2 protein-coding genes are annotated in these 1,374 nt (G+C 72.6%); both read left to right on the forward strand.

The window, feature by feature from the left end; genetic code table 11:
• A partial coding sequence (locus ACWCO3_RS34620; RefSeq protein WP_450014221.1) for an SAM-dependent methyltransferase occupies positions 1 to 523 on the forward strand: 523 nt, incomplete at its 5' end.
• A partial coding sequence (locus ACWCO3_RS34625) for an NADH-quinone oxidoreductase subunit D (protein WP_450014223.1) occupies positions 520 to 1,374 on the forward strand: 855 nt, incomplete at its 3' end. The genes ACWCO3_RS34620 and ACWCO3_RS34625, both read left to right, overlap by 4 nt.

A 1,374-nucleotide genomic window follows, 5' to 3' on the forward strand; every position in this document is an offset into this window, starting at 1 on the left:
GGCGCAGGGATCAAGCCTGACCGCCCGGAGCCGGCCGGGCTGCCCCGAAACCCCCCACAGCAACCGCGCCGAAATAGGGAGGACCCGGGACGAGGCCTGGGCCACCGCGGTCCAGAAGATCGAGCGGGGCCTGGCGGTGGCCGTCGACTACGGGCACCTGCGGGAGAGCCGGCCGGTCGACGGAACGTTGACCGGGTACCGGGCTGGGCGGCAGGTGCCTCCGGTTCCGGACGGGTCGGCTGACGTGACAGCGCACGTGGCCATGGACTCGGTCGCCTCCGCCGGTGCGGAGGTCGCCCGGTGTGCGTACTCCCTGGTCTCGCAATCCGAGGCGCTGCGGGCGCTCGGGGCCGACGGCGGCCGACCGCCGCTCAGCCTGGCCGGCAGTGACCCGGCGGGGTACGTGCGGGCGCTGGCCGCGGCGTCGGCGGTGGCCGAGCTGACCGATCCGGCCGGGCTCGGCGGGCACTGGTGGCTGCGCCAACCGGTCGGCATCCCGCTCGGCCCGGCCGTGGCACGATGACGGGCATGACCACCGACGCCGGGGACCTTCGCGAACTGACCGTCGGCACCGGGGCCGGCCTGGTCGCCGGCACCGGCGACCAGCAGCTCGGCACCGACATGGTGCTGAACATCGGCCCGCAGCACCCCTCGACGCACGGTGTGCTGCGGCTGAAGCTGGTGCTCGACGGCGAGCGGGTGGTCGCCTGCGAACCAATCGTCGGCTACATGCACCGGGGCGCGGAGAAGCTGTTCGAGGTACGCGACTACCGGCAGATCATCGTCTTGGCCAACCGGCACGACTGGCTCTCGGCGTTCTCCAACGAGCTGGGTGTGGTGCTCGCTGTGGAACGCCTGATGGGCATGGAGGTGCCGGAGCGGGCCACCTGGCTGCGGATGGCCCTCGCGGAGCTGAACCGGGTGCTCAACCACCTGATGTTCCTCGGTTCGTACCCGTTGGAGATCGGGGCGATCACGCCGATCTTCTACGCCTTCCGGGAGCGGGAGACCATCCAGGCGGTGATGGAGGAGGTCTCCGGCGGCCGGATCCACTACATGTTCAACCGGGTGGGGGGCCTCAAGGAGGAGGTGCCCTACGGCTGGACCGGTCGGGCCCGCGCGGCGATCGGTGAGGTACGACGGCGGCTGCCCGACCTGGACCACCTGATCCGCCGCAACGAGATCTTCCTGGCCCGGACCGTGGGCGTGGGCGTGCTGTCCGCCGCGGACGCCGCCGCGTTCGGGGCGTCCGGGCCGGTGGCCCGCGCCTCCGGGCTCGACCTGGACCTGCGCCGCGACGACCCCTACCTGGCGTACGACGAGCTGGACGTGCCGGTGGTCACCCGCACCGCCGGGGACTGCCATGCCCGCTTC

It is taken from the genome of Micromonospora sp. NPDC002411 (assembly GCF_053592955.1).